Raw genomic sequence first — 23,709 nt, forward strand, 5'->3', positions numbered from 1 at the left:
AAGTGAAAGAAATTAATGCTGGGCGGTGGGCAGCAGGCGCTGGAAGGCCCGGCCCTCGCGGTCGAACAGGTAGCAGCAGGCCGCCGGCAGGCGGATGCCGACCAGGGTACCCGCCGCTATGGGTGAGCGTTCGGCGTTGCGCACCACCCAGGGCTCGCCGGCGTTGCCGTTGTCGAGGTAGAGGTAGGTCTCGTTGCCCATGTGCTCGACGAACATCACCTCTCCCTGGTACTCGCACTGGTCGAGGTCGCCCCACTGGACGTGCTCGGGGCGGATACCGAGGTTGACGCTCTGGCCTTCGGCCTCGGCCGGGGTGGCAATGGGCAGCAGCAGCTCCTTGCCGTTGTCGAGCTCGACCAGGCTCTGCTCGGCCCCGGCACGCTTGAGGATGGCGGGGATCAGGTTCATCTTGGGCGAGCCGATGAACTGGGCCACGAATTCGTTGGCCGGGTGGTCGTAGAGCTCGAGCGGGGTGCCCACCTGCTCGATGTTGCCCTTGTTCAGCACCACGATGCGGTCGGCCAGGGTCATGGCCTCTACCTGGTCGTGGGTCACGTAGATGATGGTGGAGCCCAGCCGCTGGTGCAGGGTGGCGATTTCCATGCGCATCTGCACCCGCAGCGAGGCGTCCAGGTTGGACAGCGGCTCGTCGAACAGGAACAGCTTGGGCTCGCGCACGATGGCGCGGCCGATGGCCACCCGCTGGCGCTGGCCGCCGGACAGATCCTTGGGCTTGCGCTCCAAGAGGTGCTCGAGCTGCAGGATGCGGGCCGAGTCGCGCACCTTCTGGTCTATCTCCTGCTTGGGGTGCCCGGCCAGCTCCAGAGCAAAGGCCATGTTCTGGTACACGCTCATGTGCGGGTAGAGGGCATAGGACTGAAACACCATGCCGATGCCGCGCTCGGCGGGGGTGTCGTCGTTGACGTACTGGCCGTCGATGTACATGCTGCCGCCGCTGATCTCCTCCAGCCCCGCTATCATCCTGAGCAGGGTGGACTTGCCGCAACCCGAGGGCCCGACGAACACCACGAACTCGCCGCTGTTGATCTGCAGATCCAGCGACTTGATCACCTCGGCCGATTTGCCGTAGCGTTTTTGCAGTTTTTCCAGGTTTAATTGCGCCATGTTGTTACATCCTGTTTTGAGACGGCCATCGGTATCTCACCGGGATTACGCTGTCGTCATGCCCGCGCAGGCACCCAATACCGTCGACCCAAGGTTTTTGCCCGGTGTAGCATGAAGCTTTCTAAAAGTCGGCCAAAGGGCCCACTCCGCCGGCACGCCGTAAACCCATCCCTGGGGGCTCCGCCGCGCCCTCCCTGGCGCGGAGGGCCGGCGGAGCGGTTCCCTTTGTCCGCCAATCCGGTATCCGTGTTGCCTGTTTAAGCCAGTCTGAAGATTTATCATCAAGCCAAGGCGGGAAACCCCGCCCCTGCCTTACTTGAGGTAATCCAGATAGGGCCGCTGGCGGTCGATCATCAGGTCGACCATTTCCGGGATACGGCGGCACTTGTCGTTGACCGAATCCACCAAGAGCGCCTGGATCACCAGATCCCGCGAGCCCTGCAGCACCGCCTCGGCGGTGAGGTCGTGCACCGCCACCTGGTTGCAGAGCAGCCCCGCCACCCCGGCCGGCATGTCCAGCCGGATGCCGTGCACGCCCTTGCGGTCGATGATGGCCGGCACTTCCACCGCCATAAACTCGGGCAACTGGCGGATAAAGCCCTGGTTGGGGATGTTGACCGCCCCTTCCTCGTAGCCGGCGTCGGTGAGCATGCCTTCCATGATCGGCACCACCCGCTCCTTGAGCTTGAGCTCGATCACCGGCTCTACCTGGCCCAGGTAGTTGCGGTAGAAGCTGTAGAAATCGAGGATGCCGCGGTGGTCGCTCACCTCATGGGCCCAGCGGATGTACTCGCCGAAGTGGCTGTCGCCGGTGATGGGCAGGTGGTGGAACTTCTCGAGGATTTCCCGGAACAGGGTGCGATCCGCCCAGGGGTAGGCGCTGTCGGCGCCGCCCAGGGCATCGCGCTCGGTGCTGCCCTCGGTGTCCACCAGCTTGCCGTGGGTGCGGGTGTATTCCAGGATGTCGCTGTAGCCCGGCAGTTTCTCGAAATAGCCCGGCGCCTTGGCGCGGATGTCGGCGTAGGCGTCCTTGCCGCTGTCCCGGTAGCTGGCCTCGAGCAGCACGCTGAAGTGGTTGAGGCCGCCGGCGCGCAGTGCCAGGTTGCTGAAGGGGGTGTCCAGCATTTCCGGCAGGTAGCGCTCCAGGGAGGCGATTTCGTGGCACATGCCGACGAAGTTGAGCCCGGGAAAGCGGCGGTGCACCGTGGTGCAGATCCGGCTCATGGGGTTGGAGTAGTTGAAGGTCCAGGCATCGGGGCAGATGTCGGCGATATCGGCGCAGATCTCCAGGATCGGCGGTATGATGCGCAGGGAGTGGAACAGGCCGCCGGGGCCGCCGTTCTCGCCGTAGACCTGCTGGATGCCGTACTGCAGCGGGATCTGCCAGTCCTGATCCCAAAGCGCGAAGCGGTCGCCCACCTCGATGGAGATGATCACGAAATCGGCGCCCCGGAGCGCGGCCTTGCGGTCCACGGTGGCGCTGAGGGTGAAGGGCAGGTCCCGGGCGGCGAGAAAATCGCGGGCGGTCTGCTCGGTGGCCGCCAGGGCGCGGGGGTTGATGTCGTGCAGCACGATTTCGCTGCCGGCCAGGGTGGCGCTCTGGAAGATGTCACCCAGGGTGCCGTAGCCGAACTGGGCGCTGCCGGCGCCGATCAGGACGATTTTGGTAGCCATTCGTTTTCTCCTTGTTCAGACACTGTTGTTAAGTGGATCAACCCTTGACCGCACCGCTGGTCAGGCCGCTGACGATGCGTTTCTGGAAAATCAGTACCAGCACGATGATCGGCAGCGTCACCACCACCGAGGCGGCCATGATGCTGCCCCAGGGCAGTTCGTACTGGGAGGCGCCCTGGAACATGCCGATGGCCACCGGCACGGTGCGCTTGCCGCTCGAGATCACGAAGGTGAGCGCGAACATGAACTCGTTCCAGGCGCCGATAAAGGCCAGCAGGCCGGTGGTGACCAGCGAAGGCCCCATGATGGGCGCGAAGATGCGGGTGATGATCACCCAGGTGCTGGCGCCGTCGACGATGGCCGCCTCTTCCAGCTCCACCGGCATGGACTTCATAAAGGTGGTCAGCACCCAGACGGTGAAGGGCAGCGAGAAGGTGGTGTAGGACAGCACCAGGGCGCCCAGCGAGTCGTACAGCCCCATAAAGCGCACCAGCTCGAACATGCCCGACAGCACCGCCACCTGGGGGAACATGGACACGCACAGGATGGTGAACAGCAGGTACTTGCGCCCGCGGAAGGAGATCCGCGCCAGGGCGAAGGCGGCGGTGATCGACACCAGCAGGCAGAGCCCCACGGTGACGGTGGCCACCAGCACCGAGTTCAGCAGGCTGCGGGCGATGCCGTTGTCCACCAGGGCGCCGATGTAGTTGTCCCAGTGAAAGCCCGAGGGCAGGTAGTTGGCCAGGAACAGCTCCTGGCCGGTGCGCAGCGAGGTGAGCACCGCATAGTAGAAGGGGAACACGCAGATCAGGCCGGCCAGGGCGGCGCCGGCGTAGATCAGGCCCTTGTGGCCCCATTCCCGTTGCTGACGACCGAGCTTCATGCCTTGTTCTCCTTGTCATTGAAACGGCCCACGTAGAGGAAGCAGGCGGCGATGCCGGCCACCATCATGAACACCAGTACCGAGGCGGCGGAGCCGAAGCCCATTTCCTGGTAGCTCACCATCTGGTCCCGGGCGTAGCCGGAGATGGAAATGGTGGCCTCGCTGTTGGAGGTGAGCACATAGATGAGGTCGAATACCCGCAGCGCATCCATTACCCGGAAGATCAGCGCCACGATCAGCGCCGGCATGATCAGCGGCAGGGTGATGCGCCAGAAGCGCTGCCAGGCATTGGCGCCGTCGACCCGGGCCGCCTCGTACAAATCCTTGGGAATCAGCTGTAGCGCGGCCAGCAGCATCAGCGCCATAAAGGGGGTGGTCTTCCACACGTCCGCCAGCACCACCGCCCACATCGACAGCGACGGGCTGGCTATCCAGGCCAGGGGCTGGTCGATAAGGCCGACGCGCAGCAGCAGATCGTTCACCACCCCGAACTGGTCGTGGAACATCCAGCCCCACATCTTGGCGGTGACGATGGTGGGGATGGCCCAGGGCACCAGTATGGCGGTGCGCACCAGGCCCTGGCCGCGGAAGGTCTGGTTCATCAGCAGCGCCAGCAGCATGCCCAGCACCAGCTCGAGCGACACCGACACCCCGGTGAACCAGAGGGTGTTGCCCACCGCCTGCCACCACAGGGGATCGGCCAGCACGCCGTAGGCGCCGCTGTCGGTCAGCTCCAGGTAGTTGGCCAGGCCGACGAAGTGGTATTCGTGCGGCGCGTCCAGGGCGGCATCGGTCAGGCTGTAGAACAGGGTGCGCAACAGCGGCCAGCCGGCCACCGCCGCCAGCAATATCATCGCCGGGGCGACCAGCACCCAGGCGACGCGGGCGCGACGCTGCTGGTGGTTGAGCTTGCGCCGCCCCGCCAGGACAGGCGCCTTTGCCGTCGCCTTGGCGCGCTGCGCCGGGGTCAGGGTCTTGGTGTAGTGATCCATGGATTACTCCGTGTCATTCAGATCGGCAGGGGAAAGAAAGGCCGCCCGCAATGGGCGGCCAAGGGCACGGACCTAGCGCCAATCTTTCCCCTTGATGCGCTCCAGCCGGCTCTGCAGATCCGCCACCGCCTGTTCGCCGCTGCTGCGCCCGCTCAGCACGTTGTAGGTGGCGTTGTAGATGGCGTTGGACACCCGGGCGTACTGGCCCCTGGTCTGGGTGGCCGGCCGCGGCCGGGCATTGGCGAAGATGTCCCTGAATTCGGCGAGATAGGGCGCCATGGCCAGCACTTCCGGATCCTCGTACAGGGCCACGCGCGAAGGGGCGACCCCGACCAGTTGCAGCGCCTTCTTCTGGGCCTCGGCGTCGCTCACGATTTTCAGCAGGGCCACCGCCGCCTCGGGATTTTTACTGTAGGCGCTTACCGACCACTGCCAGCCGCCCAGGGCGGCCACCGACTCGCCCTCGGCCCCGCTCGGCAGCGGCATTACTCCCACCTTGCCCTTGACCGGGCTGTTGTCGGCCTGGGCCAGCACATAGGCGTAGGGCCAGTTGCGCATAAACAGGGCGCCACCGTTCTGGAACACGGCGCGGGCCTCTTCCTCCATGTAACCGAGGGCGCCCTGGGGCGCTATGGTGCCGACCCAGCCGGCGGCCATGTCCAGGGCCCGGGCGGCGCGGGCATTGTCGATGGTGACCTGGCCGTCGCTGTCGACGAAGTCGCCGCCGCCATGGGAGGCCACCCACTCCAGGGCGTTGCAGGTCAGGCCCTCGTAGGACTTGCCCTGGAACACCAGGCCCCAGAAGTTGCGATGGCCGGCGGCCCGCTCCCCTTCCTGGATGCGGGTGGCGATGCGGGTCAGTTCCTCCCAGCTGGCGGGCGGCTGCTCGCCGTATTTTTCCAGCAGATCCTGGCGGTAATAGAGGGCGCCGGAATCCAGGAAGGCCGGCACCGCCTTGACCCGGCCGTTGACGATGTTGTTCTGCCAGGCGCCGGGGAAGAAGTCGGCTTCCAGCTCGGCCACCTGCTCGGTCAGATCCAGGGTGTGGCGGTCGAGCAGGCCCACCCACACGGTGTCGGCCTGGAACAGATCCACGGCGTTGCCGTCACGGGCGGCGAACAGCTGCTGGAACAGGCCCAGCTTTTCGTCGGAGGAAGGGGGAAACTCGATAAATTCCAGGGTATGGCCGGTCTGCGTTTCGAAGCGATCCTTCACGTAGTCGCAGAACTCCTTGCCGGCGCCGGTGGGGGCGCATTCCATGCGCAGGGTATCGGCCTTGGCCACATTCAGGGATGCGGCCACCAGGGCCGCCACCATGCTGAGCGTACGTACTTTCATCTTGACCTCTCGTCTTCCTGATTGGAGGGATAAGGGATGGCGTTAACCATCCGTTAACTTTAGCTGTGTCCATCCTAGGGGAAACGAAGGAATAAAAAGAAATGCTTTATTTCACACACAATATAGAAAGTATCTATATCTCAAACCACCCGGGTGATCCGTTTCACAGTTCTGGCCCCCTGCCGTCCACGGCCAGGTGCGGATCTGTGATCGCACCGCAAAAAATCCTGCGCCCTGGTCTTGGTCCCTACCCCGACGCCGGACATCATCATTACCCGAAGCTATATTTTTAAAGCGCTTTGGCTCGAAACGTTGACAAAAATGGCCAGACTTTTAAGCTCTGCGATAGAAAACATCTATCACCAGACAAGGACGTATCATGGACAAGCTGTTGCGCCAGTTTATCGAGGTGGCCACCTTCAAGAACGTCAGCCATGCGGCCAACCGGCTGTGCCTGAGCCAGCCGACCCTGACCCACAACATGAAGAAGCTGGAAGACAACCTGGGGGTACAGCTGCTGGTGCGCAGCTCGAGCGGCGTGACCCTCACCGAATACGGCGAGTTGCTGCTGGAGCAGGCGCGGATGATGCAGCGCATCTACGACAACACCCTGATCCGGATGGATCTGCTCAAGGAGCGCCAGGAGCGCAGCCTGAAGATAGGCAGCGGGCACGCCTGGTGGCACATGTTCCTGCGGGAAACCTTCGAGGCCCACCGCCGCCAGTACCCCACCGCCAATGTCCATATCGATCTGGGCAACCACCTGCGGCTGATGGATTTATTGCTGAGCGGCGATATCGACCTCTTTATCGGCCATGAAATCCAGGGGCTCAACCCCAAGGCCGGGGTCAGCTTCCTGCCGCTGCTGAGTTCGACCGATACCTGCTATGCGCGCACCGGCCATCCGCTGCGCGGGCGTACCGTCGGCCAGGAAGAGCTGCTGGCCTACCCCCATATCGAACTCACTCCCGACGAACCCCGTTACCAGCACGTGATGGAGGACATGCAGGCCAAGCGCCGGGAGCGGCTGCAACTGCACATGACCGAGCGGGTGGTCTATTCCACCAACTCCGTCGCCACCGCCGTGGACATGCTGGCCGCCACCAACGGCATCATGGTGTTCCCCAGTTGCATGCAGGACTACTTCGCCCGCTTCGAGGTGCTCCCGCTCAGGCTGAAAGAGCCCCTGCGCAAGGGCATAGTGGGCATTTACCTGATGCGGGAAAAAGGGGAAGACCCGCATATCGCGCAGGTGATCGCGCTGATGCGCCGGCATATGGAGCAGAACCGCCATCTGCTGGAATAACGAAGGGGCCATGCCGGCCCCTTGGCTTATTTGTCTTCGGCCACCAGCCGCTCCAGGCCGCCTGCCGCCACCAGTTGCTGATAGAGCGGCCTGGCCTTGCCCGGCCCCAGCACCAGTTGTTGCTCGCCGGCGGCCCCCTCCACCAGGGCGCGTACCTCGCCCAGTTGGGCGATGCGCGCCCTGTCGAGCAGCGCCTCGTCGTGCAGGCACACCCGGATACGGCTGGCGCAATAGCGCAGTCGCGCCAGGTTCTGTTTGCCACCCAGGGCGCCCAGCAGCGCCTCCGCCAATGCTTTATCTTCCATCACCGCCTCCTGAATCAAATGGGATCTTGCCGTCGGGATCATAGCGAGGGGCGTTCGGATAAATAAAATCGATTTTTACCGGCTCAACATAGATATGCTCTATATTGAGCCGGTCCGGGCTCAGCCCTGTTGGCTTTGCACCTGCAGGGGAGTCCAGGTGTCGGTTTCGAAAGGCGCGAACCAGCTGAGGCAGATATCCCCGTGCAATTCGCTGAGGGCTATCTGCACCAAATCGATAAAATCGTGCAGCCGATCGGGCTGGCGCGCCAGCTTGTCGATGCAGGCCCCGCTCAGCAGCCGCTGGCAGCGTTCCGCCGCCGCCAGCGCCGGCTGGTGCCGTGGCAGGCTGGCCAGCTCCCGGGACAGCTGGCCGATACAGCAGGCCACCGCCCTGGGGAAGGCCTCGTCCTGCAGCAGGAAGCGCAGCACATCGGGCCCGCGCACCGCCAGCCGCACCTGCTGGCGGTACATCTGGTAGCCGCTCAGGGATTTCAGCACGCTCATCCACTGCAGGGTTTCGAACGGCTTGAGATCCTCGGCGCTGCGCGGCAGCAGGTTGGCCGAGCGCACGTCGATGATGCGGGTGGTCATGTCGGCCCGCTCCAGCTGCCGGCCCAGGCGCAGGAAGGTGCGCACCTGGGTGTGGCTGAGGGTGCCGGCGATGATGCCGTTGACGGTGTTGCAGCTGCGGATCACCTGGGTGAGGAAGCTGTCCCGCATGCGCGGGCTCAGCCCCTGCTCCGCCTGCTTGACCACGCTCAGGTAGAGCCGGTTGACTTCCTCCCAGATGCTGTTCGGCATCACGTCCCGGGTGGTACGCAGGTTCTCCCGTGCCGCCGCCAGGGATGACAGTATGGAGCCCGAATAGCGCCGATCCATGCACAGGAAGTTCAGCACGCTGACTTCGTCCGGCTCCCGGTAATGCTGGTTGAACAGCGCCTCGCTGCCGGTGATGGTCACCAGCGACGACCAGCCCAGGCTGGTGGCCTGGGGAAAGTCCAGCAACAGGTGGCTGTTCACGCTGATCAGGCGCGCCGTGTCCTCGGCCCGCTCCAGGTAGCGAGCCAGCCAGTAAATGTTTTCAGCGACTCTCGACAGCATAATCAGTTCCCTCCCACGTCTACTATCCAGGTGTCCTTGCTGCCTCCACCCTGGGAGGAGTTCACCACCAGCGAGCCCTTGGTCAACGCCACCCGGGTCAGGCCGCCCATGGTGACGTAGGTCTGCTCGCCCGAGAGGATGAAGGGCCGCAGATCCACATGGCGCGGCTCCATCTCGTGCTGGCACAGGGTCGGCGAGGTCGACAGGGCGAGGGTGGGCTGGGCCATGTAGTTGCGCGGATTGGCCTTGATCAGCTCGGCGAAGCGCGCCCGCTCCGCCGCTGTGGCATGGGGGCCGACCAGCATGCCGTAACCGCCCGACTCGTTGGCGGGCTTGACCACCAGCTTGTCGAGATTGGCCAGCACATGGTCGCGATCCTGCTCGAACATGCACAAATAGCTGGGCACATTGGGCAGCAAGGGCTCCTCGCTCAGGTAGAAACGGATGATCTCCGGCACGAAGGCATAGATGACCTTGTCGTCCGCCACCCCGGCGCCGGGGGCATTGGCCAGGGCCACCTTGCCGTTGCGCCAGGCCCGCATCAGGCCGGGCACGCCCAGCATGGACTCCGGGTTGAAGGCCTCCGGGTCGAGGAACATGTCGTCGATGCGTCGGTAGATCACGTCCACCCGCCGGAGGCCGTCCACGGTGCGCATGTACACGCAGTCGTCGTCCAGCACCACCAGATCCGGCCCTTCCACCAGCTCCACCCCCATCTGCTGGGCCAGGTAGGAATGCTCGAAGTAGGCGGAGTTGTAGATGCCCGGGGTCAGCACCACGATTTGCGGATCCTCTCCCGGCCGGGGCGACATGCTGGCCAGCATGTCGTAGAGCTGGACCGGGTAGTCGTCCAGCGGCTGGATGCGGCCGGTGGCGAACAGCTCCGGCAGCACCCGCTTGGTGACGTTGCGGTTTTCCAGCATGTAGGACACCCCAGAAGGCACCCGCAGGTTGTCCTCCAGCACATAGAGGGTGCCGTCCTTGTCGCGCACCAGATCCGAGCCGCAGATATGGGCCCACACCCGGCGCGGTGGCGTCACCCCCACGCACTGGGGCCGGAAGTTCACCGACTGGGCCAGCACCTCGGCGGGCAGTATTCCCTCCTTCACGATGCGTTGCTCGTGGTAGAGATCATCGATAAAGAGGTTGAGCGCCTTGACCCTTTGCTTCAGGCCGGCGGCGGTTTTTTGCCATTCGTGCAAAGGGATGATGCGCGGCACTATGTCGAAGGGCCAGGCCCGGTCGATCATATTGCCCTCGGTATAGACGGTAAAGGTGATGCCCATGGCCTGGATGGCCACTTCGGCGGCGGCCTTGTGCTCGGCCAGTTCATGGGATTCCAGTTGGGCCAGGTACTCGCACAGCATCTTGGCTTCGGCCCGGGGCCGCCCCGGGGCGGCGATCAACTCATCATAGAACCCATTGCACGCATAGTTCTGCCAATTCACTTTGCTCATAGGCGTGATTCCCGGTACTGATTGAAACGGAAGACCCGTCAGTACACACTTTGCAATAGCTGTACCAATCCGCAATGGCCGTACCAAGGTACGAGTATAGAAGCCGGCCGGCGTGTCGGCCCCTCCGACGGGGCCTTTTCTGCACCACCCCGATCCTTCCCGCCTCGAGTAAACGCACTAACAAGGTGCAATTCGGCACCTTGATGTCCCCGCTGTTGTCGACCCGTCAACGGCGGACCGGGCCGAGCCGTCTTCGCTTGTCTGGCATAGCTATTGCTATGCTTATGCCTGCAGCAGACGCCGCCATCGCCCTGACCTCAACCTGCCGGGATCCGCCTATGACCATTCGCGTTGCACTCAGACATGTCACCCGTTATGACTTCGACAAGCCGGTTTCGCTCTCCCCCCACCTGGTGCGCCTGCGACCGGCCCCCCACTGCCGCACCCCCATCGAGGCCTATTCCCTCAAGGTGTCGGGCGGCGAATACTTCATCAACTGGCAGCAGGATCCTTTCGGCAACCACCTGGCCCGGCTGGTGTTCCCCGAAAAGCTGCGCCACCTGCAGGTAGAGGTGGAGGTCATCGCCCCGCAGACGGTGATCAACCCCTTCGACTTCTTCGTGGAAGACTACGCCAAGGCCTTCCCCTTCGAATATCCCGCGTCACTCAGGAAGGAACTGGCTCCCTACCTGGAGCTGGAAGAGGCCGGCCCCCGGCTCAACGCCTGGCTGAGCGAGGTGGATCCCGGTACCCGGCCGGTGGTCGACTTCCTGGTGGCGCTCAACCAGCGGCTGCAGCAGGATATCGACTACAACATCCGCATGGAGCCCGGGGTGCAGAGTCCGGAAGAAACCCTGTCGCTGCGCCGGGGTTCCTGCCGGGATTCGGCCTGGCTGCTGGTGCAGATATTTCGTCGGCTCGGGCTGGCGGCCCGCTTCGTGTCCGGCTATCTCATCCAGCTCACCGCCGACGTCAAGGCCCTCGACGGCCCCTCCGGCACCGAGGCCGACTTTACCGATCTGCACGCCTGGACCGAGGTCTACATCCCCGGCGCCGGCTGGGTAGGGCTGGACCCCACCTCGGGCCTGTTCGCCGGCGAGGGCCACCTGCCCCTGGCCGCCACCCCCGAGCCCTCCAGCGCCGCCCCCATCTCCGGCTTTACCGACGAATGCGAAGTGGAATTCAGCTTCGATATGCAACTGACCCGCATCCACGAGGATCCGCGGGTCACCAAGCCCTACAGCGACGACCAGTGGCAGGCTGTCCTCGCCCTGGGCGAGCAGGTGGACGAGCGGCTGCAACAGCAGGATCTGCGCCTGACCATGGGCGGCGAGCCCACCTTCGTGTCCATCAACGACATGGACGCCGCCGAGTGGAACACCGCCGCCCAGGGCCCCACCAAGCGGCGACTGGCGGAAGGACTGCTGCGCCGGCTGCGGCCCCACTTCGCCCCCGGCAGCCTGGTACACTACCAGCAGGGCAAGTGGTATCCCGGCGAACCCCTGCCCCGCTGGGCCCTGGCCTGCTACTGGCGCAAGGACGGTCAGCCGGTGTGGCGGGACGACCGCTGGCTGGCGGACATCGACAAACACTACGCCGTCACCGCGGAGCACGCCCGGCTGTTCGGCCAGGCCCTGGTCAAGCGGCTCGGCATCGCCGACAAATGGCTGATCCCCTGCTTCGAGGACGCCTACTACTACCTCTGGCTGGAGCAGCGCCAGCCGGTGGACGTGGAGCTGCGCGGCGAAAACCTCAAGGACGAAGAAAACCGCCGGCGCCTGGCCCGGCTGCTGGAGCGGGGGCTGGACGAGATCACCGGCTTCGCCCTGCCGCTGCTGATGGATCAGGGCGGCCAGCGCTGGCGTACCGGGCCCTGGCCGGTGCGGCGCGAATCCCTCTACCTGATCCCCGGCGACTCGCCCATGGGCCTGCGCCTGCCGTTGTCGTCCCTGCCCCTGGCCGGCCGCGACGACCAGCCCCAGCCCGCCAGCCTGTTCGAGCAAAAACCGCCATTGCCGGATCTGCACGGCGAGGTGGCCAGCCGCTACAGCGATTGGCAGCGCCGGTTCGAGGTGGCCGGCCATCACCAGCCGGCGCCGGGCCAGCAGTGGCAGGAGCAGCAGGCGGAGCAGAACAACGGCACCATCCACACCGCCCTCTGCCTGGAGCCGCGCGAGGGCAAGCTGTTCCTGTTCATGCCGCCCCTGCCCCGGCTGGAAGATTACCTGGCGCTGCTGGCCGCCGTGGAGCAGACCGCCGCCGCCCTGGAGCTGCCGGTGTGCATCGAGGGCTATGCCCCGCCGGCGGACCCGCGCCTGGAGAAGTTCATGATCACCCCGGACCCGGGCGTGATCGAGGTGAACATCATGCCCGCCAAAAGCTGGCCCGAACTGGTGCGCAACACCGAGATCCTCTATGAAGAGGCCCGCCTGTCCCGCCTGGGCACCGAGAAATTCATGCTCGACGGCCGCCACACCGGCACCGGCGGCGGCAACCACGTCACCCTGGGGGGCGAAACCCCGGCGGACTCGCCCTTCCTGCGCCGGCCCGACCTGCTGGCCAGCCTGCTCTGCTACTGGCAGCACCACCCCAGCCTGTCCTACCTGTTCAGCGGCCTGTTCATGGGACCCACCAGCCAGGCGCCGCGCGTCGACGAGGCCCGCCACGAAGCCCTGTACGAACTGGAGATCGCCCTGCAGCAGATGCCGGTGGGCGAAGTGCCCCAGCCCTGGATGGTGGACCGGTTGCTGCGCAACCTGCTCACCGACATCACCGGCAACACCCACCGCGCCGAGTTTTGCATCGACAAACTCTATTCCCCGGACAGCCCCACCGGCCGGCTCGGGCTGGTGGAGCTGCGCGGCTTCGAGATGCCGCCCCACGCCCGCATGAGCCTGATGCAACAGCTGCTGATCCGCGCCCTGGTGGCCCGCTTCGCCGCCGAGCCCTATCGTCGTCCGCTGGTGCGCTGGGGCACGGCGCTGCACGACCGCTGGCTGCTGCCCCACTATATTTGGGCCGACCTGCTCGACGTGCTCACCGATCTGCGCCGCCAGGGCCTCGACTTCAACCCCGAGTGGTTCGCCCCCTTCCTGGAGTTCCGCTTCCCCCACTACGGCCAGGTCTGCTACGACCAGGTCCAGCTGGAGCTGCGCCAGGCCATCGAACCCTGGCATGTGCTGGGCGAGGAGGTGAGCGGCAGCGGTACCGCCCGCTACGTGGACTCCTCGGTGGAACGGCTGCAGGTCAGGCTGTCCGGCTACAACCCGGCCCGCCACGTGCTCACCTGCAACGGCCGGCGGGTACCGCTCACCCCCACCGGGGTCAACGGCGAGGCGGTCGCCGGGGTACGCTACCGGGCCTGGCAGCCGGCCTCGGCGCTGCATCCGCTGATCCCGGTGCAGGCGCCCCTGGTGTTCGACCTTGTCGACAGCTGGAACCAGCGCTCCCTGGGCGGCTGCACCTACCACGTGGCGCACCCGGCCGGGCGCAACTACGAAAGCTTTCCGGTCAACGCCAACGAGGCCGAGGCCCGCCGCCTGGCCCGCTTCTGGGCCATGGGCCACAGCCAGGGGCCGGTGGTGATACCACCGGAAAGCCCCGCCGGCGAATACCCCCATACCCTGGATCTGCGACGCCACTACAGATCCGCGGGCGATGCCAGTCTATAATCCCGTGCAGATGCACAATACCGCCGGCCGCCTCCTCCGGGTGCGGCCGGCCTTCACCCGGTAACCGCCATGCTCGACCCCAACACCTTCAGCGCCGAATTGCAGACCCTGCTGGCCAACTACGCCGGCAAGCTGCTGCAGTCCGACGGCCCCGGCCACGACGAACTGCTGAGCGACCGGCAGCGCATCCGCGCCCACTGGCAGCCGGTGCTGGACGAACTGAGCCAGCTCGGCGCCCAGGCCCTGGTCGGCCGCTGCGAAGAGGCTCAGAACCTGCTGCACGAGAACGGGGTGACCTTCAACACCTACGAGGACGATCCGGGCAAGCTTCGCTCCTGGCAACTCGACTGCCTGCCCTTCGTCATCGCCCCCCAGGAATGGGAGCGGCTGGAGCAGGGCCTGATCCAGCGCACCCGGCTGCTGGAAGCCCTGGTGGCGGACCTCTACGGCGAACGGCGCATGCTGACCGAGGGCCTGCTGCCGCCGGAACTGATCTACACCCACCCGAGCTTCCTGTTTCCCGCCGCCGACGATACCCCGCCGCCGGAGCGGCCGCTGGTGATCTTCCACGGCACCGACCTGGTGCGCAGCCGCGACGGCGACTGGCTGGTGCTGGGCGACTGGACCCAGTCCCCCTCCGGCACCGGCTACGCCCTGGAAAACCGCATCACCCTGGCCCGCGCCCTGCCCAACCTGTACCGGGAAGCCCCGCTCAAGCGCCTGGCCGGTTTTCTGCAGGCCCAGCTGCGCAGCCTGGCGGCGCTGTGCCCCAACCAGCGCGAGCAGCCCAACATAGTGCTGCTCTCCCCCGGCCCCGGCAGCCCCGGCTACTTCGAACACGCCTGGCTGGCCAACTACATGAACTGCTCGCTGGTGGAGGGCGCTGATCTGGTGGCGCGCGACGGCCAGGTATCCATGCGCACCCTGGGCGGGCTCAAACAGGTGGACGTCATCCTGCGCCAGATCAACGACCCCTGGTGCGATCCCCTGGAGCTGCGCGGCGACTCTCTGCTGGGCGTGCCCGGCCTGATGCAGGCGGCACGCAACGGCGAGGTGGCCATCGCCAACGCCCTGGGCAGCGGCATCCTGGAGCACCCGGCCCTGGCCGGCTACCTGCCGCAGCTGTGCCGCCGCCTGTTGGGCGAGGAGCTGCAACTGAAAGGCCGCGACAGCCGCTGGTGCGGCGACGCCGGTAATCTCGAACAGGTGCTGGCCGAGCCCGGCCGCTGGTGGCTGCGCGACGTCAAGAGCCCGGCCCTGCTGATCCGGCCGGAAACCCTGTCGCCCGCCGAGCGGGACCGGCTGCACCGGCGCATCCGCCGCCAGCCCCACCTGTTCGTGGCCCAGGCCCGCATCGAGGCCGCCACCGCCCCGGTGTTCAACGTCAAGCGCCGCCAGCTCGAGCCGCAGCCGGTCAACCTGCGGCTGTTCAGCCTGGTGGAGCCCGACGACATCCGCAAGCTGCCCGGCGAGCGCCACTACCGCATCATGCCCGGCGGCCTGGCCTGGGTGGGGGAGCCCGGCACCCCGCTGATGGAAAGCCGCATGGTGAAGGACATCTGGGTGCTGGCGCCGGTGCCCCAGCCCCATATCAGCCTGCTGCGCCAGGCCCATGGCCCCATCGTGGTCACCCGCGACGGCCAGGATTTACCCTGCCGGGTGGCCGACAGCCTGTTCTGGATGGGCCGCTACGGCGAACGGCTGGACATCCGCTCCCGGCTGCTGCGCGAAGCCTTCGCCCGGCTGCTGCAGGAGGATCAGAACGAGTCGGGCGACAGCCTGATCCCGGATCTGTTCACCGCACTGGAACTGCCCTACCCCAGCCCCGAGGAGCTGGCCGAGCTGCACCTCGAGCAACCCACCCGGCAGCGCTTCAAGCAGGACTACATCTTCCTGCGCCACCGGCTGCTGGAGCTGTTCAGCGAGGAGCACCCGGACGGCATGCCCTGGCTGTTCAGCCACTTCCTGCGCAACTGCCGGGCGGTGCGCGACCACCTGGGCGACGATGCCTGGCGCACGGTCAACAGCCTGCGCCAGAAGTTCAACGACATGCCCCGCGACCAGGGGGCCATGGGCGGGCAGCGCCACCTGGAGGGGGTGGTGACCGACCTGGCCGCCTTCTTCGGCCTGTGCAACGAGACCATGCCCCACCACTACGGCTGGCGCTTCCTCGATCTGGGCCGTTTTATCGAACGCATCGTCTGCAGCCTGGAGCTGCTCAAGCTGGCGCTGCTCACCGCCCGCCGCCCGGGCATCCCGCTGTGGGAAGTGGTGCTGGCCACCACCGACAACCTGACCGTGTACCGCCGCCGCTACCGCTCCCAGTTGCATCCCTCGGCCATCCTCGATCTGCTGCTGTTCGACGAGACCAACCCCCGCTCGGTGGGCTACATGCTGCGCCGGCTGGAGCGCCAGATAGAGCGGCTGCCCCAGCCCGAGAACAGCCCCTACCGCAATCTGGAGACCCGGCTGGTGATCCAGGCATCGAGCAGCCTGCACCTGGTGGACATCAACCGGCTGAGCGACCTGGAGCACTCGAGCGAAGCCCGGGACGCGCTGGCCGGCCTGCTGGACAGCCTGCTGGCCCCCCTGTCGGAGCTGTCCAACGCCATCACCCACAGCCATTTCAGCCATGCCGAGGCGCCCCGCCAGCTGGTGACCATGCAAAGTTCCCTCTAGGACGAGCCGCCCATGCACTACCGACTGCACCATAGCACCCGCTACGACTACTCCGCCGAGGTGGCCCTGAGCCACAATGAAGCCCGCCTGCTGCCCCGGGAACTGCCCTGGCAGCGGGTCGGTAAGACCGAGCTGGCGATCCATCCCCAGCCGATGCGGTTGCGGGAACGGCGGGACTTTTTCGGCAACCGGGTGGCGTATTTTTCCATCCAGGAGCTGCACGGCAGCCTGGAGGTGACCACCACCAGCCTGGTGACGGTGTCCGCCCGCCCCCTCCCCGAGCCCGGCCACCACCAGCCCTGGGAGCAGGCGGCGACCTGCCTGCGCCAGGGCACCGACTGCCTGGAGGCGCGGCTGTTCATGCTCGACTCCGACTTCGTCGGCGCGGACCAGGCCCTGGCGGACTACGCCCGGGCCAGCTTCACCCCGGGGCGCGCCCTGGTGGAGGCGGTGTATGCCCTCAACCAGCAGATCTTCACCGAGTTCACCTACGATCCGGAACACACCACCATCGCCACCCCTCTCCTCGACGTGCTCGCCAGCCGGCGCGGGGTGTGCCAGGACTTCGCCCACCTGGCCATCGGCTGCCTGCGCTCGCTGGGGCTGGCGGCACGCTACGTGAGCGGCTACATGGAAACCCTGCCGCCCCCGGGCCAGCCCAAGCTGCAGGGGGCCGACGCCACCCACGCCTGGCTGGCGGTGTTCATTCCCGGCTGGGGCTGGCTGGAGATAGATCCCACCAACGGCTGCCTGCCCGACGAGCGCTATATCATCCTCGGATGGGGGCGGGATTTTTCCGACGTGACCCCGCTCAAGGGGGTGATGAGCGGCGGCGGCAACGACCGGCTGACGGTGGCGGTGGACGTGATACCGCTGGCGGAAGGGGAAGCTGTCTGAACCGGCCATAAGGCACTATAGTGAACAGAATCAATACCTTGATTCTGCACGGAGAGACTTATGCGCCTGTTTGCCGGCCTGCTGCTGTTGCTCAGCACCGCCCTCTTTGCCCAGGACCACCGGGTGGAAACCCTGGCCGGGGGCCTGCACCACCCCTGGGGCCTGGCGGAGCTGCCCGGCGGCGACCTGCTGGTGAGCGAGCGCCGGGGCCGGCTGCTGCGGCTCACGCCCGATGGCGGCCGTCATCAGGTAAGCGGCCTGCCGGACATCGCCGCCACCGGCCAGGGCGGCCTGCTGGATCTGGCCCTGCACCCGGACTTTGTCGACAACCGCCGGCTCTATTTCAGCTACAGCCAGCCCGGCCGGGGCGGCGCCGGTACGGCGGTGGCAAGGGCGCGGCTCGAAGGAGACCGGCTGCTGGATCTGGAGGTGCTGTTCGAGCAGCACCCCAGGACCTCGGGGGGCGGTCATTTCGGCTCCCGCCTGGTGTTCGACCGCGACGGCTACCTGTTCATCACCACCGGCGATCGCTTCCACTCCCGCAAACAGGCCCAGCAACTCGACAGCCACCTGGGCAAGATCCTCCGCCTGCACGACGACGGCCGGGTACCCGCCGACAACCCCTTCGTCGGCCAGGCCGGCGCCCTGCCCGAGATCTGGAGCTACGGTCACCGCAATGTGCAGGGCGCCGCCCTCCACCCCGGCACCGGCGTGCTCTGGACCCACGAGCACGGTCCCCGGGGCGGTGACGAGGTCAACATTATCAAGAAAGGTGCCAATTACGGCTGGCCCCTGGCGACCTTCGGCGAGGAATACGGCGGCGGCCGCATCGGTCCCCCTTCCCTGCCCGGTATGGAAGATCCGGTCTGGGTCTGGGTGCCCTCCATCGCCCCTTCCGGCATGATGTTCTATACCGGCGACCTGTTCCCCCAATGGCGGAACCAGCTGTTCCTGGGCGCCCTGGCCGGACAGCGGCTGGTACGGCTGGAGCTGGACGGCGACGAGGTGGTACAGGAGCACCACCTGCTGCGTGGCCAGGCCCGGCTGCGTACCGTCACCCAGGCCGCCGACGGCGGCATCTACCTGCTCACCGACGAACCCAACGGCAAGCTGCTGAAGCTGGTGCCGGCACAATAGGCTGATTTCTCGATTGAATTGCGTTACCCTTTAAAAGTTGTACTTAATTTTTATTATTTTTGTGAACAATAAAGGGATGCAATATGAGTCAGAAAACATGGAACATCTACCTGTCCGGCGAGATCCACACCGACTGGCGCGAGCGCATCGTCGAGGGCGCCAAGGCCAGGGGGCTGGCGGTGCAGTTCAGCTCAGCGGTGACCGATCACGACGCCAGCGACCTGGTGGGCGTGAACATCCTGGGCAGCGAGGAAGACCCCTTCTGGCGCGATCGCAAGGCCTCCGGCATCAACAGCATCCGCACCTCCACCCACATCAAAAACGCCGACCTGGTGGTGGTACGTTTCGGGCCCAAGTACAAGCAGTGGAACGCCGCCTTCGACGCCGGCTTCGCCGTGGCCCTGGGCAAACCCGTCATCAGCCTGCACGATGCCGAGCACGATCATGCCCTTAAGGAAGTGGACGAAGCCGCCAAGGCCACCTGCCGCCACCCGGAGCAGGTGGTCGACATCCTGGCCTACCTGCTGTCCTGATCCCAAGGGAGCGAAGTCATCAGGACGACTGACAAAGCTCTGGGCTTGCCTAAACAGGCAATGCCCATGCCAAAACAGACGGACAAAGGGAACGCCTCCGCCGACCCTCTGCGCCAGGGAGGGCGCGGTGGAGCCTCCATGGATGGATTTACGGCGTGTCGGCGGAGTCGGTCCTTTGGCCGGCTCATGCCAGTGAAACAGACGACTTTGTCATCAAGCTAAGCGGAGACTTGGTCTGCGCTTTTTTGTTTTATGTGCCGGTTTCTGTCGGTTTTTGCCAATCGGGTCCGGGTTATTCAGCGTTTTCTGTTTTACACTCTGGGCCTGTATCGATGCAGGATGTAACGCATGAAGAACTGGATGACAGCACTGCTGCTGTGCCTGAGCCCGCTGGCCTGGGCCACGGAGCCGGTATGGATAGACGTGAGAAGCGCCGAGGAATACCAGCAGGAACACCTGCCGGGCGCCGTGCACATACCCCATACCCGGATCGCCCGGGGCGTGACCGAGCGCTATCCCGACAGAGACACCCCCATCAACCTCTACTGCCGCAGCGGCCGCCGCTCCCAACTGGCCCTGGAAGCCCTGCAGACCCTGGGTTACCGCCAGGTGGTGGACCACGGCGCCCTGGAAAACCTCAAGGCCGGCGGCCTGAGCACCCAGGATCTCAACCTCGACACCGTTTCCTTCGAACAGTAAAAACACCGCCAGCCGGGCTGGGGAGCCCCCCGCGTAGCGGACCAGCCCGCCGCTGCAGATGCCGCTGTAGATGCCGCTGTAGATGCCGCTTTAGCCGGCATGAACCGGCACAAACCGACGGGTAAGGGTGCCAGGTTTCCACGTTCCCCGCCATTTGCGGGCTTGCGCCACGTAAATGGGCGCCTACAGAAGAAGCATCACGCTGCCCAGGTTTTAAACTGATCGGTGCCGGTCAATGCCTGTCATGATCGTGCTCGCGCAGGCCCACCTTGAGCACCCGGTCGCCGTCCACGTCCGCCACCGTCCACACCATGTCGTAACGAACAAAGTGATCGCCCACCACAGGGTGGCCGCTGTTGTGCCTGAACATGAACTCGCCCAGGGTGAGGTTGGCCTCGCTGTCGTCCACGTCCACCCCGTACATCAGGGCCACGTCCTGCATGCGGGCCTCGGCGTCCAGGATAAAGTCGCCGAAAAAGGCCCGCGCCTTCTCCCGTGCCGCATCCAGATCGCCGCCGAACATGTTGTTCAGGGTCTTGAGGTGGTTGCTGCGGCCGATCACGCACAGGGTGTCGTTCAGCGCCAACCTGGTGCTGCCCGAGGCCGGCAGCAGGTTTTCGCCCCGGAACACCGCCGCCACCCGGCAATGGGGCGGGAAGGTCAGCTGGCGGACCACCAGGCCGTCGATGGACTCGCTTTCCACCTGGTAGAGGAACAGCTCGAAGTCGTCCTCCGGAAAGATGCCCAGCATGGAGCGGCGCCTGGGCGCCGGCTCGGGCGGCACCTCCACATCCAGCAAGCGGGCCACCTGTGGCAGGGTCGAGCCCTGTACCAGCAATGAGATCAGCACCACGAAAAAGGCCACGTTAAACAGCATGGATCCTTCGGGAATGCCCGCCATCAGCGGAAAGATGGCCAGCACGATGGGCACGGCCCCGCGCAGTCCCACCCAGGAGATAAAGCCCAGCTCGCGGAGGTTGAAGCGGAAGAAGGGCACCAGTGCCGCCAGCACCGCCAGCGGCCGGGCGATAAAAATCAGCGCCAGTGCGATCAGGGTGGCGGGAATGGCCATCTCCCACATGGCGGAAGGCGAGATCAGCAGGCCCAGTACCAGGAAGAGGCCGATCTGGCTGAGCCAGGCCAGGCCGTCGTACACCGGCAATATCGCCTCCATATGGCGCAGGCGGGCATTGCCCAGCACCAGGCCGGCCAGGTATACCGCCAGGAAACCGCTGCCCGACAGCACCGCCGTCACGGCGAACAGCACCAGGCCGAAGCCGGTCACCAGGATGGGATAAAGGCCGGAGGCCAGCTCCACCCGCTTGATCAACTGTACCAGCACAAGGCCGCCCAAGAGGCCCGCCACCGAGCCCACCCCGAACTGGGTGATCAGGAACAGCAGGGCATCACCGGCGCCGTCCATCTCGCCGGTGATCAATGCAATCAGGGTCAGGGTAAGGAAGATGGCCATGGGATCGTTGGTGCCCGACTCGATTTCGAGCGAGGCTCCCACCCGCTGGTTGAGGTGCATGCCCTTGCCGCTCAGCAGCGAGAATACCGCCGCCGCATCGGTGGAGCCGACGATGGCACCCAGCAGCAGGCCGTGCAGCCAGCTCAGGTCGAGGATGTAGACGGCGATAAGGCCGGTGATGCCGCTGGTGATCACCACCCCCAGGGTGGCCAGGCTGAGGGCCGGGCGCAGGCCCACCCGGAAGGTTTCCATCCGGGTGCGCATGCCGCCGTCCAGCAGTATGATGGCCAGGGCCAGGTTGCCGATGCCGTAAGCCAGGGTATAGCTCTCAAACTCGATACCGCCGGGCCCGCTTTCGCCGGCCAGCATGCCGATACACAAAAAGATAAGCAGTATGGGGATACCCGAACGCACCGACAGCAAGGTGGCCAGCACGCTCAAACACAACAAAACCCCGGACAGCAAAAACAGGTGCTCTATATTATTCAATCAGGTTATTCCGACAGGGTTTAGATGGCATAGTTATATCACATTCGCCACCTTCCGATAAAAGTGAATTTTTAATTAAAAATAGAAAATATCTATTCATATCATGCAATACCCTCCTCCGCCGCGCCGTTCAGTCTGGCTTGCGGCACACCGGCACCAGCGCTGTTATCCCTGTTATTCCACCTCATAGTGCTCTCCGGTCTGTGCGACCGCCTGGCGCAGGGCCTGCCGGTGCAATTGCAGATCCGCCTCACCGAACAGCACAAAACGCAGATGGCGCACCGTCTTCAGTGACGTTCTTTCGGCCAGCAGGGTGTTGAAGGCGATGTCCGCCGCCTCCGCCACGGGATACCCGAAGATGCCGGTGGAAATGGACGGAAAAGCCACCGAGCCCAGGCCCTGGCGCTCGGCCAGCCGCAGGGCGTTGCGATAGCAGGCCGCCAGCAGCTCGTCGGAGGGGATATCCACCCCGTACACCGGTCCCAGGCAGTGGATCACATGGCGGTTGGGCAGCCGGTGGGCTCCGGTGATCACCGCCTGGCCGGGGCGGATGGGCGCCAGCGGCCGGCATTCCCGGGCCAGCCCCGGTCCCGCCGCCCGGTGAATGGCGCCGGCCACCCCGCCCCCCGGCAGCAGGGCGGCATTGGCGGCGTTGACGATGGCGTCCATGTCCGGCTGGGCGGCGATGTCGCCGCGCACGCATTCCATGGTCAGCTCCCCTATCCTTATCTTCATGGTCTGGCTCCTTGCGGTGAGTCTCTACACAGCGTAACGCCTGTGCCGCCGCTTGGCGATGTCCGCCCTGAACACGAGCATCTACACTTGAGTGAGCCGGATGTCGTGCCCCCTGCCCCACGGAGCCCCCCATGCCCAGCGTCCACCTCTCGAATGCGCTCGCCCAGGATCTGCTTGGCCAGGCGATACTCGCGCCCTCCAGCCACAATACCCAGCCCTGGCGGTTCCGCCTGTCGGCCTCGGCCATCGATCTGCTGGCGGACCGTCGCCGCGCCCTGCCGGTAAACGATCCCGACGACCGGGAGCTGACCATCAGCTGCGGCTGCGCGCTGATGAACCTGCGCATCGCCGCCGCCCGGCGGGAGCTCGGCACCCACACCACCCTGTTGCCCGAGGCCGCTGATCCCCGCTGGCTGGCCCGGGTGGCCCTGGTCCCCGGCGCCGACGTACCCGCGGACCAGGCCGTCCTGGCCGAGGCCATCCCCCGACGGCACAGTTGCCGTCATCCCTTCGAGCCGCGCGCCATCCCCGAAACCGACATTCCCAGGCTGGTGGCCGCCGCCGCCGCCGAGGGTGCCTGGCTGCGCCCGCTGACGGAAGCCGGCGCCAGGGCGCAACTGGTCAGCCTGATCGCCGAGGGCGACACGGCCCAGTGGGCCGATGCCCGCTGGCGGCGGGAGCTGGCCGCCTGGATGCATCCCAGGCGGCTGGGCGACGGCCTGAGTGTACCGACCCTGGCCGTGCCCCTGACCCGGCTGCTGGTACGCGCCTTCAACCTGGGCGAAGGCGTGGCCGCCAGGAACGGCACCCTGGCCGAAAGCGCGCCGCTGCTGGCGGTGCTGGGCACCGATGAAGACAATCCCCGCCACTGGCTGCTGGCCGGCCAGGCCCTGCAACGGATGCTGCTGGTGGCCTGCCGGCAGGGGTTGCAGGCCGCCTACCTGAACCAGCCGATCCAAGTGGCCCGGCTGAGACCCTGCCTGCGGCCCCTGACCGGGGGAGGCCATGCCCAGTTGCTGCTGTGCCTGGGCTACCCGCATACCCCGCCGGCCGCCAGCCCCCGACGCCCGCTGATCGAGGTGATGGAAAAGCCCGCCTGATGGCCCAGGCTGTCCCGCCATCATGCATCCGGCAGTAGGACCAAATCGTGGTCGCGGTGAGGTCCGGATAACCGTTCCCTCCGGCTTTCGTGTCTGGCTCAAGCCGCTTGCCTTTCT

At 65.8% G+C, this 23,709-nt stretch carries 18 protein-coding genes; 8 read left to right on the plus strand and 10 right to left on the minus strand.

The genetic code is table 11. The annotated features are described in order from the left end of the window. Positions 1-12: 12 nt before the first annotated feature. From AN401_RS10525 to AN401_RS10545, 5 genes are all read right to left on the minus strand, one after another. Entirely contained in the window at positions 13-1,125 is a 1,113-nt protein-coding gene (locus tag AN401_RS10525) for an ABC transporter ATP-binding protein (protein WP_096779308.1), read from the minus strand. Between the two features lie 312 nt (positions 1,126-1,437). Further along, positions 1,438-2,799: a family 4 glycosyl hydrolase gene (locus AN401_RS10530; RefSeq protein ID WP_096779309.1), complete on the minus strand. Its 1,362-nt coding sequence runs from the start codon at positions 2,797-2,799 to the stop codon at positions 1,438-1,440. A 37-nt stretch (positions 2,800-2,836) separates the two neighbouring features. Next, complete coding sequence (locus tag AN401_RS10535; RefSeq protein WP_096779310.1) at positions 2,837-3,682, minus strand: carbohydrate ABC transporter permease; 846 nt, start codon at positions 3,680-3,682, stop codon at positions 2,837-2,839. Continuing rightward, positions 3,679-4,674, minus strand: coding sequence for a carbohydrate ABC transporter permease (locus AN401_RS10540; protein WP_096779311.1), 996 nt, complete (start codon positions 4,672-4,674; stop codon positions 3,679-3,681). Before AN401_RS10540 ends, AN401_RS10535 begins: the two co-directional genes overlap by 4 nt. Before the next feature lie 72 nt (positions 4,675-4,746). Next, positions 4,747-6,012 (minus strand): ABC transporter substrate-binding protein, encoded by a 1,266-nt coding sequence (locus tag AN401_RS10545; RefSeq protein WP_096779312.1) that lies wholly within the window; start codon positions 6,010-6,012, stop codon positions 4,747-4,749. 379 nt (positions 6,013-6,391) lie between these two features. On the opposite strand from AN401_RS10545, the gene AN401_RS10550 reads away from it, so the two are divergent. Next, positions 6,392-7,318 (plus strand): LysR family transcriptional regulator, encoded by a 927-nt coding sequence (locus AN401_RS10550; RefSeq protein WP_096779313.1) that lies wholly within the window; start codon positions 6,392-6,394, stop codon positions 7,316-7,318. Positions 7,319-7,344: 26 nt separating this feature from the next. Here the strand turns inward: AN401_RS10550 and AN401_RS10555 are convergent, their stop codons facing one another. The 3 genes from AN401_RS10555 to AN401_RS10565 form a co-directional block, all read right to left on the minus strand. After that, the gene (locus tag AN401_RS10555; RefSeq protein WP_096779314.1) at positions 7,345-7,623 is read right to left on the minus strand and encodes a PTS transporter subunit EIIB; all 279 of its coding nucleotides are present in this window, start codon (positions 7,621-7,623) and stop codon (positions 7,345-7,347) included. A gap of 120 nt (positions 7,624-7,743) precedes the next feature. Further along, a complete protein-coding gene (locus AN401_RS10560; RefSeq protein ID WP_094040004.1) occupies positions 7,744-8,724 on the minus strand; it encodes an alpha-E domain-containing protein in 981 nt (326 codons plus the stop codon). A gap of 2 nt (positions 8,725-8,726) precedes the next feature. Then, the gene (locus AN401_RS10565; RefSeq protein ID WP_096779315.1) at positions 8,727-10,181 is read right to left on the minus strand and encodes a circularly permuted type 2 ATP-grasp protein; all 1,455 of its coding nucleotides are present in this window, start codon (positions 10,179-10,181) and stop codon (positions 8,727-8,729) included. Positions 10,182-10,519: 338 nt separating this feature from the next. Here AN401_RS10565 and AN401_RS10570 point away from each other — a divergent pair, with 338 nt between their 5' ends. The 6 genes from AN401_RS10570 to AN401_RS10595 all read left to right on the plus strand — a co-directional run bounded on the left by AN401_RS10570 (position 10,520) and on the right by AN401_RS10595 (position 19,797). Beyond that, entirely contained in the window at positions 10,520-13,852 is a 3,333-nt protein-coding gene (locus AN401_RS10570) for a transglutaminase family protein (protein ID WP_096779316.1), read from the plus strand. 69 nt (positions 13,853-13,921) lie between these two features. Further along, complete coding sequence (locus AN401_RS10575) at positions 13,922-16,531, plus strand: circularly permuted type 2 ATP-grasp protein (RefSeq protein ID WP_094040007.1); 2,610 nt, start codon at positions 13,922-13,924, stop codon at positions 16,529-16,531. 12 nt (positions 16,532-16,543) lie between these two features. Continuing rightward, positions 16,544-17,428: a transglutaminase family protein gene (locus tag AN401_RS10580; RefSeq protein WP_094040008.1), complete on the plus strand. Its 885-nt coding sequence runs from the start codon at positions 16,544-16,546 to the stop codon at positions 17,426-17,428. Between the two features lie 60 nt (positions 17,429-17,488). Next, positions 17,489-18,565, plus strand: a complete 1,077-nt coding sequence (locus tag AN401_RS10585; protein WP_094040009.1) for a PQQ-dependent sugar dehydrogenase — start codon at positions 17,489-17,491, stop codon at positions 18,563-18,565. An 83-nt stretch (positions 18,566-18,648) separates the two neighbouring features. Next, entirely contained in the window at positions 18,649-19,098 is a 450-nt protein-coding gene (locus AN401_RS10590) for a YtoQ family protein (RefSeq protein ID WP_094040010.1), read from the plus strand. Between the two features lie 348 nt (positions 19,099-19,446). After that, positions 19,447-19,797 carry a rhodanese-like domain-containing protein gene (locus AN401_RS10595; protein ID WP_094040011.1) on the plus strand — a complete coding sequence of 117 codons (351 nt, stop codon included), beginning with the start codon at positions 19,447-19,449 and terminating at the stop codon, positions 19,795-19,797. Positions 19,798-20,029: 232 nt separating this feature from the next. Here the strand turns inward: AN401_RS10595 and AN401_RS10600 are convergent, their stop codons facing one another. Together AN401_RS10600 and AN401_RS10605 are read right to left on the minus strand one after the other, a co-directional pair. Further along, positions 20,030-21,757 carry a potassium/proton antiporter gene (locus AN401_RS10600; protein WP_094040012.1) on the minus strand — a complete coding sequence of 576 codons (1,728 nt, stop codon included), beginning with the start codon at positions 21,755-21,757 and terminating at the stop codon, positions 20,030-20,032. 174 nt (positions 21,758-21,931) lie between these two features. Beyond that, positions 21,932-22,492 (minus strand): macro domain-containing protein, encoded by a 561-nt coding sequence (locus AN401_RS10605; protein WP_094040013.1) that lies wholly within the window; start codon positions 22,490-22,492, stop codon positions 21,932-21,934. 131 nt (positions 22,493-22,623) lie between these two features. Here AN401_RS10605 and AN401_RS10610 point away from each other — a divergent pair, with 131 nt between their 5' ends. Continuing rightward, complete coding sequence (locus AN401_RS10610; RefSeq protein ID WP_096779317.1) at positions 22,624-23,592, plus strand: Acg family FMN-binding oxidoreductase; 969 nt, start codon at positions 22,624-22,626, stop codon at positions 23,590-23,592. Positions 23,593-23,709 lie beyond the last annotated feature (117 nt).

This window comes from Zobellella denitrificans, from assembly GCF_002407485.1.
In the GTDB taxonomy this organism is placed as follows: Bacteria; Pseudomonadota; Gammaproteobacteria; order Enterobacterales; family Aeromonadaceae; genus Oceanimonas; species Oceanimonas denitrificans.

Bases quoted from the DNA above. Each gene is read 5' to 3' on its own strand.
- AN401_RS10535 (WP_096779310.1), bottom strand. From the start codon at position 3,682: ATGAAGCTCGGTCGTCAGCAACGGGAATGGGGCCACAAGGGCCTGATC.
- AN401_RS10585 (WP_094040009.1), top strand. From the start codon at position 17,489: ATGCGCCTGTTTGCCGGCCTGCTGCTGTTGCTCAGCACCGCCCTCTTT.
- AN401_RS10570 (WP_096779316.1), top strand. From the start codon at position 10,520: ATGACCATTCGCGTTGCACTCAGACATGTCACCCGTTATGACTTCGAC.
- AN401_RS10580 (WP_094040008.1), top strand. From the start codon at position 16,544: ATGCACTACCGACTGCACCATAGCACCCGCTACGACTACTCCGCCGAG.
- AN401_RS10575 (WP_094040007.1), top strand. From the start codon at position 13,922: ATGCTCGACCCCAACACCTTCAGCGCCGAATTGCAGACCCTGCTGGCC.
- AN401_RS10595 (WP_094040011.1), top strand. From the start codon at position 19,447: ATGAAGAACTGGATGACAGCACTGCTGCTGTGCCTGAGCCCGCTGGCC.
- AN401_RS10590 (WP_094040010.1), top strand. From the start codon at position 18,649: ATGAGTCAGAAAACATGGAACATCTACCTGTCCGGCGAGATCCACACC.
- AN401_RS10550 (WP_096779313.1), top strand. From the start codon at position 6,392: ATGGACAAGCTGTTGCGCCAGTTTATCGAGGTGGCCACCTTCAAGAAC.
- AN401_RS10560 (WP_094040004.1), bottom strand. From the start codon at position 8,724: ATGCTGTCGAGAGTCGCTGAAAACATTTACTGGCTGGCTCGCTACCTG.
- AN401_RS10610 (WP_096779317.1), top strand. From the start codon at position 22,624: ATGCCCAGCGTCCACCTCTCGAATGCGCTCGCCCAGGATCTGCTTGGC.
- AN401_RS10605 (WP_094040013.1), bottom strand. From the start codon at position 22,492: ATGAAGATAAGGATAGGGGAGCTGACCATGGAATGCGTGCGCGGCGAC.
- AN401_RS10545 (WP_096779312.1), bottom strand. From the start codon at position 6,012: ATGAAAGTACGTACGCTCAGCATGGTGGCGGCCCTGGTGGCCGCATCC.
- AN401_RS10525 (WP_096779308.1), bottom strand. From the start codon at position 1,125: ATGGCGCAATTAAACCTGGAAAAACTGCAAAAACGCTACGGCAAATCG.
- AN401_RS10565 (WP_096779315.1), bottom strand. From the start codon at position 10,181: ATGAGCAAAGTGAATTGGCAGAACTATGCGTGCAATGGGTTCTATGAT.
- AN401_RS10530 (WP_096779309.1), bottom strand. From the start codon at position 2,799: ATGGCTACCAAAATCGTCCTGATCGGCGCCGGCAGCGCCCAGTTCGGC.
- AN401_RS10540 (WP_096779311.1), bottom strand. From the start codon at position 4,674: ATGGATCACTACACCAAGACCCTGACCCCGGCGCAGCGCGCCAAGGCG.
- AN401_RS10555 (WP_096779314.1), bottom strand. From the start codon at position 7,623: ATGGAAGATAAAGCATTGGCGGAGGCGCTGCTGGGCGCCCTGGGTGGC.